Origin of the sequence: Sphingobium sp. YR768, assembly GCF_900111125.1 — a bacterium.
Lineage (GTDB): Bacteria > Pseudomonadota > Alphaproteobacteria > Sphingomonadales > Sphingomonadaceae > Sphingobium.
On sequence record NZ_FOGE01000058.1, the window covers coordinates 1 to 9,758 of the forward strand.

Here is a 9,758-nt window from a genome sequence, read left to right on the forward strand (position 1 = left end):
CGCTCAAGAAGGCGTGGAGGCCTTCCTCGGCAAGTAAGATGCCAAATCCCCCAGCAAACCGTCAGTAGCCGCGGTCCTCACCGGATGCGTACCTCACGTTTCGCCTTGTAGCGCGAATACAGACCGTCAATCGAGACCTTTGTCCTATCAGACGGTGCCCATTGCAGACTGGCGGTTATGCCAAGCCGTTCCCGATCATGGTCGACTTGACCATAACGCGGAATGCGCGGGTGAAAGGCGAGCGCGACGGCATCGCATTCGGCGTTGCCGGGGCGATAAGTGCCGCCGCTATTGCGGGCTGGTCTCCCAGCAGCATCGAAAAAACAGGGGATATTATCCACCGAATCAAAGGGCGCCTGCACCCAGCGCGACGTGCTGTTACCGGTTTCTATAGTTTTGAGCCGGGAATAAGCGGCCGACACAGATGCCCCGAACCGGCTATCGTCCGACTTCCAAGACACCACGCCCGCAACCCGGGGACCGGCCGTATCGGCCAGATCGTTATAGCTGATGCTGCTGGATCCGACAAAGGTGAAGCCGGACTTTCCCCGAAGCGGATTGCCTGTGTTGAGATCAACCACCGCACCCAACGATCCTTCGTCGAGCGAAGCCTCTGCCGTTTTACGGACGACGATCGAACTGAACAATTCCGACGCAAACACGTTGAAATCGAATGACCGTTCCCGCGTCGCATTAAAGCCGTCGCTCGATGTCGCCACCGTTTCCAGACCGTTGACTCGCACACGGGTAAATTGCGCCCCCAAGCCGCGCACAGTGATCGCACGCCCTTCGCCACCGTCGCGCTGGATCGAGATCCCAGGCACGCGTTGAAGCGATTCCGCAAGGTTTTGGTCAGGGAATTTCGCAATGTCCTCAGCGACGATCGCATCGACTGATGCTACCGACCGCCGCTTTACATTAAGAGCAGATTGAAGCGACTCTCTATATCCCGTGACGATTATATCCTCCACTTGATTATTATCGAGTGCAGCGCCTGCACTCTGCGATTCCGCTCCAATTCGTTCGATCTCCTGAGCGAGCAATTGTTCTGGTAATAACGCGACCATCGCCATCACACCCAAAGACACGCTCGACAATCGATCGGCATTTTTCTTAAATTTATTATAATAAGCCATTGTCTACATCCTCCCTTATATTGGTGTCAGCAGAGCTGTTGATGGGTGAGGTGCGCCCGATATGGCAGCGCACTCCATCCGATTCATTTCGCTACCAACGTTATTCCGATCAAAAGCGCGAATTCATCGGGATCGGATCGATGATTGTGCGTCGAATGCCAAATCGGCAATCTAGCCAAAATATATACTTTATTTTCTATGGCTTGAATTGACGGATCGCGAACTTGTCGGCCTAAGCGGACAAATGTCGCATCTGCCGCGCAACAAAATATCTACGAAGGGCCATAAACGAACAGACGGTGCGACGCCTGAAATACCGATCTGCACCTGCGGATACCGGATCGAAATCTGTCAATTCGGCTCGCGCAATGCGTCCAATGTCCTTTCGTCTCCGAGACTAGAAACAGGTCAACACCGCTGGCCTGGATCCCACTTCCACGCCCCAACAACAGAAGCAGTCCAATGAGATATAGATGTATAATTATGCATCTATTTGATTTCGAAGCGCGTAGTCTGACTTATACGTCGCAACCTGTCACTTCGCAGCCGCCTCATACACGATCTCGCCACCGATGATTGTCGTCACAACCTTGATATTGTGGAGATCGGTCACTGGAATTGCATGGGGATCGCGATCAATCACGATAAGATCTGCATAAAGGCCATTTTCGATCGCCCCGGTAACGTTGCGATGCCCGCGTTCGCGCGCGCCGCTGTCCGTGAACATCGTGATCGCCTCGTCAAGTGTCGCTATCTCGCTGGGCGCGAGCGGCTTACCCACACCGCCCGGTGGCAGCCGGGTCACCATCGTCTCAATTTCCAACCAGGGATTGGCCGTGGGCGGCCCCGCCGGCCAATCCGATCCGGCCACCGTCAGAACATGTTGGTCCAGGAGCTGGCGTACGGGCTTCCAGTGCGCCATGCGCTCGACGCCTACATTTCTCTCAATCTCCTCAGTCATCGGTGCGCGAAAGAGGGAATAGGGCGAAATATCGACGGAAAGGTTCATGTCCGCCATGCGCTTCAGGTCAGCAGGGGCGATAAAGCTGGCGTGCGCAATGGAGTGGGTTGGCCCGACGACACCGGTATTTCGCCGCACCTTGGCGATCGCATCGATCACGGAACGCACCGCCCCATCGCCGATCGCGTGCATCTTGACGGTCACACCTTTCTGATCGAGCCGAGCTACGATGTCGTCGAGCAACGGTTGCGACAGCTTCATACCGTTACCCGTCTCCGCGCCTTCACCATGAATGACGTAGCCGTCCAGCATCGCTGCCGTTTGACTATTGCTTGCAACCCCGTCGATCCCGAGTTTCACACAGTCGGTGGTCAGTCGTTCACGGCTGAACTCGTTACGCGCGATGACCATCTGGCTCAATTTGCCATCCCAACTGCCATCCCCATTGCGTCCCGGGGCAAAGTGGATGCAGGTTCGCACGCGCTGCTTGAGTCGACCGGCATCGGCGAGGCCGACATAGGCCGCGACGGTATCGGCATCGGCACCCGCTTCGGTAAGAGAGGTGACGCCCCAACTTGCAAGTTGTGAAAGGGTCCAGGCAAGGGCCTCCTGCTTTTCTGTCACAGTCGGCCGAGGCATATATTTGCCGACCAGCGCGCGCGCGGACATTTCGTTCAATACGCCGGATGGCTGGCCGTCGGCGCGCCGAACGATGCGGCCGGCCGGCGGATCTTTCGTATCACGGGTTATGCCTGCAAGTTTGAGTGCCGCGGAATTGACCCAGACGTTGTGAAACCCGACATCGACCAGCAGAACCGGGTTATCAGGCGAGACCGCGTCTAACATCGCACGGTCGGGCGGCGTCGAACCGAACATATCCGCCTGATAACTCCCGCCAGAAATCCATTGCCCCGGCTTGGCCGCCTTCACGCATTCTGCAATCCGCGCAGTGATCTGCGGCGGCTTGGAGGCCGGCAGAAAACGACAGCTTTTGTTGAGCAGCCCTGCCTCCACGGCGTGAATATGGCTGTCGTGAAAACCCGGCAAGACTGTCCGTCCGTTCAGATCGACAACTTTCGTGCCTACCCCTCGCAGCAGATCGAGCGACCTGTCATCGCCAAGCGCTACGATACGCCCGTTGCGAACGGCGATCGATTGAACGACCCCGTTCGGCGTGACTACTCGGCCACCGCGTAGCAGCAGGTCTGCCGGCTCAGAAGATATAGTTTGCGCAGATGTCGCCGATGACAAGAAGGCGACGACACCGGTGAGTAAGTATAAATTGCGATAAGTCATAACTATTTCCAATCATAAATATGGAAATGAAGAAATTAACACCGTATGAGTCGCAAGTTTTTGTTCAATCTAGATTAATAATTGCATATTTCATGCAGAATTATTTACATCTCACGATATTTTGATCGCAAAAAATGATATTATAACCCGAATGAATTATCTTAATGAGTATGTCTGATATCAATAATACCCTAAAATCGATTAAGAATTATACCAAAGTGAGATTGTATCTATCACCGTAATTTCTACTTATTTGACAATTACGCCGTCGCAGATCATATTCGTGCCTCGAAACCGCGCTTCGAAATGAACTTTTCAAGTAATTCGAAGAAATCACCCTGTCCCCCCGCATACTTGATCTGTCGTATGAAACCCTCATCCGGAGCGAGGACTAAGGCTCACTCAGATTTAACGCCCGCTTACCGACGGAAATGCCGTATTTCCTATATCGGGCATGATGTCCGGCACCTCATCCAGATCGAGACCACAGGTCTCAGGCAGCAGCGCGATTGCAAGCAGCACGAAAAAATACGCGCTGCACCCAACAATCGCCATCGCGCCGCGCAAATCCAGAAGGCCGCCAGTAGCGCTCAGCACGCCCACCAAGGTAGGAAAGCAAGCACCGACCCCGCGACCAAAATTATACGAAAAACCTTGGCCGGTCGCACGAACCGCACTGGGAAACAGTTCGGTGAAATAAGGTCCGAGCGCGCTATAAATACCAAGCGTGGCAAAACCAAGTATGAAGTCGAGAGGAAACAGCATAGCCATTGATACCGGCAAATACAGAAAAGCCGGGATCGCCATCCAGTTGAGAAGCGTGAAAAGTAGAAAATTGCGGCGACGCCCGATCCAATCCGAAAGATAGGCCGCGACGATATAACCAACGAAAGAACCGGTGGTCAGCATGATCATGTGATAGCCGACCTGTACCGTCGTTAGATTATGAAGGCTCTTAAGGAGCGTGGGCAACCATATAACCATCGAGAAGCCGCCCGCTTGCACGCCCAGCGCCAAGATTGAGGTCAACACCGTGATCCGCAGCACTCGAACGTGGAAAATCATGAAGGGACTTACATGCCCGGCCCCCGCCGCCCCTCGGGCCCGCTTGGCGTTCAGAAAGACGGCAGGTTCAGGTAGGTTGCGTAGGGCTAGGAAAACAAAGATCGCAGGCGTGACGCCTAACCAGAACATCCAACGCCATGCTTCAGTCGCGGGCATGAAAGCGAACAGAACCGTCGACATGATAGCGGCAGCGCCGTAACCGATCGCGTAGGCACTTTGGACCGTACCGACCGCCTTCCCGCGATACTGCGGCCGAATAATTTCCCCCATTAACACCGCACCAGCCGCCCATTCGCCACCAAAGCCGATGCCTGACAAGATACGAGCGATCAGAAGCTGTTCGAAGGAATTGGCAAAGCCGCACAGGATCGTGAAAAAGACGAACCAGGCAATCGCTAGCTTCATGACCTGCACACGTCCGATACGATCGCATAATACGCCACCAATCCATCCACCCAATGCAGACGATATAAGCGCAGAGGTCCCAAGTAACCCCGCCTGTGCCGTCGACATATGCCAAGTTGCGATCAGGGTAGGAATTAGGAAGCTGTAAATCTGTGTATCTAACGCATCAACGGCCCATCCGCCAAAACAGGCGAAGAGCGTTCGCCTTTCGATCTTATTCAGCTTCTCAAACCAATCAAACATTGCACCCCACCTCCCACTATCGCCGACCTATATTTGATCAATTGCGATTTAATATATTCTACATCGCCAAATAGAATCTGGCACCTCCAATATATTATATTGTTTCTATGTAGGTATATTCGCCATTATTTGAGCTACGCCCTTGGCGCCAGATAACAGGATGCTTTGGTCGGACCCGCAAACGAATAACGTAATTCCGATGGCTATCATGTCGGGGACAATGTCGACACTGGACACAAACAACCCCACGGTGCGCCCATGGCGTCGACCCACTTCAGCGATCGTGCGTATGGCATCACCGAGCCGCGGATCGTTCGGACCGTCATACCCCAAGGACAGGCCAAGGTCAGCCGGCCCTATGAATAAGCAGTCCACCGAGTTGTTCGCGGCAATCTCTTCCAGCCGCTCCATCGCCTCGGAATCTTCAATCTGACAGCAGATGATATTGTTCGCATCCGCTCGGCCCCGATATTCACAACTATCAATCTGACCATAGTTGCCTGCGCGGGTGGAAGGCGAAAAACCCCGCTTCCGTCGAGCATATCTCGCCGCATCTGCAACCAACTCAACGTCAGCCGCCGATCGGGTATGCGGGACCATCACGCCATGGGCGCCCATGTCTAGACAGCTATTGATGAAGGACGGTCGATGGTCAGGGATACGCACTAAAGCAGGTAGGCCGAGCGCATGCGCTGCGAGCAACGCGCCATCAAGCCCGGCAATGTCATAGGGCGCATGTTCGGCATCGAGCACCACAAAATCTAGTCCCGACCGGGCAAGCACCTCAACTGTCTGCGGGCATGTCGTCTTAAGGAACGTGCCGATGACCGGCACGCCCTCACGCATTCTCTTACGGAGCAAGGGTCCGTGAGTGTGGATTGGAGACATTCGCCAGTCACTCCCCCCAACATAAACTCGTCCCGCCTAGGGAAACGATATTCCATTTTGATAGGCGTTGGGTTGATCGATGTCAAACGGTATTGCAAATTTCTGTATCGCAATTAGATACGTTGGACCTTATTGCGATACAAACACCGGTTGACGCATGCTGGGATGGTGCGTCGATGCAGGCAAAGATCGAAGGAAAATGGCCTAATGTATGACAGTTCCGACCCGCGCGCAGCGCTGGCTTCATCGCCTAGACAATCCATCGCATCCACTTTTGCAGCTGCTGAATATGGACGCTTTTATGAGTCGTCACCGACAGAAGAGACCGCGCACGGCCGCAGCTGGTATTTCCGCGGCCAGAATTTCGTCCTGCATTATATGGATGCCGCGATGGGCGCTGAACTCACGAGGGATGATCAATCCGACGAATATGTCGTCATCATGCCAGATATCGACAGCCAGATCACTATTGAAGCCCAAAACAAGACCAAAAAGGTACCAGGCAGGCACCTGGTCGTCATCCCGCCAGGCAGCAGTCGCATCACGGTCAACGCTGCCGGACCGGTGATCCGCCTGCTCACCATGAACGCACGGGACCTGATGAGCAAATGCTCGAACGCGCAAGCCTATCATGACCCGCACCCCAACATCCCGCCTTTCGCGCCATGGCCCGTTCCGCGCGATGGTCACGAAATCCGGGCCTATCCGCTTGACGTACCGCCCGAACCTGGCCGCTTCGGTTCGATTTATCGCTGCTCGACTTTCATGATTAATATACTTGAGCCATTCGAGGGCCCCCGTGACTCCACTAAGTTGTCACCGCACTTCCACGATGATTTCGAACAATGCTCGCTCGCAATCGAAGGCAGTTTCATGCACTATGTCCGCTGGCCCTGGACAACGAACCTCCACGCTTGGCGTGATGATGACAAAGAGTTTTGCGGATCGCCTTCCGCCACAGTCATCCCTCCCCTAGCCATCCACACCTCCCGTGCCGTCGGAGACGGTACGAACCGGCTCATCGACATCTTCTGCCCCCCGCGCATCGACTTTTCGCAGAAGCCCGGCTGGGTGTTGAACGCAAAAGATTATCCGATGCCGAGCAACGAATAGCGCCCCAACCCGATTCCCAATCAAGACTGTCACCTTCAGGAGAGTAATAATGTCTACGCAGGCACCAAGTCCGAATAACGCATTGATCATAGAAGAACTTTTGATCGGTGCCGTCGACCTGCATTGCCATTCGGGTCCATCGGTAATGCCGCGTCGGTTCGATCATATCGACGCACTAGAACAGGCGGCAGCGGTCGGAATGAAGGCCGTGCTTTTCAAAGATCATTATTATTCGGTTACTCCAGTCACAGAAATGCTGAACAAGCGTTACGCGCATCTGGGTGTCACCATGATGTCGGGCGTACCACTCAACAATGCCACGGGTGGCTTCAACCGCTACGCCGTCGATCACGGCATCCGGCTTGGCGCACAACTGGTTTGGATGCCCACTTTTTCGTCGGCCAATCACATTGACCATCACAATCATGGCCGAACGACGCATTTCCCGTCCACCAAAGACGCGATGTTGGCACCGACCCCGCTTACTCCGTTTGGCCCGAACGGCGAGCTGATTGACGAATTAAAGTTCATTTTGGACCTAATCGCCGAAGCCGATATCGTCTTGTCGGGCGGTCACCTGCACATCCAGGAAATTTGGGCGGTGTTCGAGGAAGCCAAGAAGCGAGGCGTCAAGCGCTTCTTGGTCAACCATCCCACATTCGTGATTGATGCGACGCTGGAAGACATCAGCAATCTTGCCGCGTTCGGCGCTTATATCGAACATTCGCTATGCATGTTTACCGAAAATTCGCCCTTCAAGATGTTCGAGCCTGAGGAACTGAAGAGGCTGATCACGGCAGGCACTGTGGATCGCACTATTCTGGGCTCCGACCTTGGGCAGCAGGGCAATCCAACACCGGTCGAAGGCTTTCGATCAGTGATCGCACTGTGCCTGGAAATCGGCTATTCGACGAGCGATATCAAAAAAATGATATCAACCAACGCGATGGCTCTGATGGGTTTATGACCGACGAGCCTTGAAAAGAGGCGAACCGCAAGAATGGTGGAAGATCGATCGGGTGTGAAGTCCCTGAATCTAGCGCTCGATGTGATAGAGGCGGTAGCAGCGGCCAGCGAGGATATCGGCGTTACCGAACTGGCCTCCCGTCTCGGACTGACAAAAGCAACCGTATTCCGCCATCTGCAAACCTTAGTGGAGCGCAATTACCTAGCTCAAGACTCGCGCACCACGCGCTATCGATTGGGACTTCAGTGCCAGCTACTCGCCCAGCTTGGGAGCAATCAGGTCGATTTGCACAGCGCGTCGGAAGAGGCGGCCCACTGGCTGAGGGATCAGACTGGGCTTTCGGTGGCAGTTTCCACGGTACGCGCGCGCAGCGTCGTCGTCCTCTCGATGGTGGCTGCGCCAACGCCGGTCCAAATCGGCGTCCGGCCCGGAAGTTCACTGTCGCTACACAGTTCGGCACAAGGTCGCGTCGCGCTAGCATTCGGCAGCAGCGCGCTGCAGAACTTCGCGCGTAAGCAGGAATTCGCAGCAAGCACGGACCATACCCTTACTGGCTGGGATCGACTGGAAGCCCACATCGCACAGGTACGTGTACAAGGATGGTCGGATGCACCCGAGCAACTCGCCCTTGGGTTGAATGCCGTAGCGGCGCCGATCTTCAACGGCAACGACGAATGTATCGGCACGATTGCCGTGGTCGGTCTGATACAAGACCTGCCAAGGACCCCCCACCCCCAGGTTACGCATGCCGTCATGGTCGCGGCATCGCGGGTTTCAACAATTCTGGGGTATCAAAAGCCGTAAAAAGAGTCCGCTAAAGCCGTGGCCACCGCAGAGTAAGCCGAGCGATTAAAGCAGATTTTGCCCGCTCCGAAGGTCGCCAGTACCCTAGGCGACCGACTCTTTATGTCGCAACCAGATGCGGATGGAAGCGAGTTGGACTGAAGCGAGGAAGTTGTCATCTCGCTTGTCGTAACGGGTTGCTACAGCGCAAAACGTAGGCATTCGGTGAAGACCGCGGGCTACTGGTGATCGCGTTTATGCTCGCCGAGCAGGTCTCGAAGGCACTCGATACCATCTTCGGACAGGGCCAGCACAGCATGCTCTTCGATGCCGTAAACCCAGATAACGCCGTCTTCGGTGTCCATTTGCTCGGTGAGTTCTTGGAGCAGGTCCTCGCTTTCCTCCCATTCTTGAGCGACTTTCGCGAGGGTTGTCACTGCGTAGACCTTGTTCCGCTGCATCAGGCTGCTAGAGCATAATCCGATCACTCTGGCTCATATCCGGTAGCTGTGAAATAGTTTGCGCATTCTTCGTGAGTGAAGCGTGGCAACGCGTCACGTATCGCATGCCATAGCTCCGGGATAGTTCGGGCGGCGGCTTTTCGCAGGATAGCCTTGAGTTTGGAGAAGGCGTTTTCGATTGGGTTGAAGTCGGGGCTGTATGGCGGCAGGAACAGCATGCGCGCTCCAACCGCTTCGATGGCTTCACGGGCAGCCACTGCTTTATGCGCCGGCAGATTGTCGAGGATGACGATGTCGCCAGGATGCAGCGTTGGCGCCAGAACCTGCTGGGCATAGGCAGCGAAGCATTCGCCGGTCATGGGACCGTCCAGGACCATCGGCGCAGTCATGCCCGTCAGGCGCAGCGCACCGGTGAAAGTGGTGGTTTTCCAATGGCCATG

General features: G+C 55.0%; 8 protein-coding genes and 1 pseudogene. 3 read left to right on the forward strand and 6 right to left on the reverse strand.

The genetic code is table 11. From position 1 onward, the window contains the following. Positions 1–92: 92 nt before the first annotated feature. The 4 genes and pseudogenes from BMX92_RS26005 to BMX92_RS26020 form a co-directional block, all read right to left on the reverse strand. Positions 93–1,067: pseudogene (locus BMX92_RS26005) on the reverse strand (TonB-dependent receptor plug domain-containing protein); the annotation flags it as partial. Between the two features lie 604 nt (positions 1,068–1,671). Next, entirely contained in the window at positions 1,672–3,393 is a 1,722-nt protein-coding gene (locus BMX92_RS26010; RefSeq protein ID WP_093022442.1) for an amidohydrolase, read from the reverse strand. A gap of 408 nt (positions 3,394–3,801) precedes the next feature. After that, entirely contained in the window at positions 3,802–5,106 is a 1,305-nt protein-coding gene (locus BMX92_RS26015; protein ID WP_093022445.1) for an MFS transporter, read from the reverse strand. A 105-nt stretch (positions 5,107–5,211) separates the two neighbouring features. Next, positions 5,212–5,940: an HpcH/HpaI aldolase family protein gene (locus BMX92_RS26020; protein WP_218145864.1), complete on the reverse strand. Its 729-nt coding sequence runs from the start codon at positions 5,938–5,940 to the stop codon at positions 5,212–5,214. Between the two features lie 261 nt (positions 5,941–6,201). On the opposite strand from BMX92_RS26020, the gene BMX92_RS26025 reads away from it, so the two are divergent. Genes BMX92_RS26025 through BMX92_RS26035 form a run of 3 tightly spaced genes read left to right on the forward strand, consistent with a single transcriptional unit; the run spans position 6,202 to position 8,878 of the window. Next, positions 6,202–7,107 carry a hypothetical protein gene (locus tag BMX92_RS26025; protein WP_093022450.1) on the forward strand — a complete coding sequence of 302 codons (906 nt, stop codon included), beginning with the start codon at positions 6,202–6,204 and terminating at the stop codon, positions 7,105–7,107. Positions 7,108–7,156: 49 nt separating this feature from the next. Continuing rightward, on the forward strand, positions 7,157–8,074 hold the full coding sequence (locus BMX92_RS26030; RefSeq protein ID WP_093022453.1) for a DUF6282 family protein: 918 nt from the start codon (positions 7,157–7,159) through the stop codon (positions 8,072–8,074). 33 nt (positions 8,075–8,107) lie between these two features. After that, on the forward strand, positions 8,108–8,878 hold the full coding sequence (locus tag BMX92_RS26035; RefSeq protein WP_093022456.1) for an IclR family transcriptional regulator: 771 nt from the start codon (positions 8,108–8,110) through the stop codon (positions 8,876–8,878). 218 nt (positions 8,879–9,096) lie between these two features. On the opposite strand, the gene BMX92_RS26040 is transcribed toward BMX92_RS26035, so the two are convergent. Together BMX92_RS26040 and BMX92_RS26045 are read right to left on the reverse strand one after the other, a co-directional pair. After that, positions 9,097–9,318, reverse strand: coding sequence for a hypothetical protein (locus BMX92_RS26040; RefSeq protein WP_093022459.1), 222 nt, complete (start codon positions 9,316–9,318; stop codon positions 9,097–9,099). Positions 9,319–9,341: 23 nt separating this feature from the next. Then, positions 9,342–9,758 (reverse strand): IS630 family transposase (locus BMX92_RS26045; RefSeq protein ID WP_143066918.1); only part of this gene is annotated, 417 nt, incomplete at its 5' end.

Coding starts and splice junctions, on each gene's coding strand:
- BMX92_RS26010 (WP_093022442.1), bottom strand. CDS start 3,393: ATGACTTATCGCAATTTATACTTACTCACCGGTGTCGTCGCCTTCTTG.
- BMX92_RS26035 (WP_093022456.1), top strand. CDS start 8,108: ATGGTGGAAGATCGATCGGGTGTGAAGTCCCTGAATCTAGCGCTCGAT.
- BMX92_RS26025 (WP_093022450.1), top strand. CDS start 6,202: ATGTATGACAGTTCCGACCCGCGCGCAGCGCTGGCTTCATCGCCTAGA.
- BMX92_RS26030 (WP_093022453.1), top strand. CDS start 7,157: ATGTCTACGCAGGCACCAAGTCCGAATAACGCATTGATCATAGAAGAA.
- BMX92_RS26015 (WP_093022445.1), bottom strand. CDS start 5,106: ATGTTTGATTGGTTTGAGAAGCTGAATAAGATCGAAAGGCGAACGCTC.
- BMX92_RS26040 (WP_093022459.1), bottom strand. CDS start 9,318: ATGCAGCGGAACAAGGTCTACGCAGTGACAACCCTCGCGAAAGTCGCT.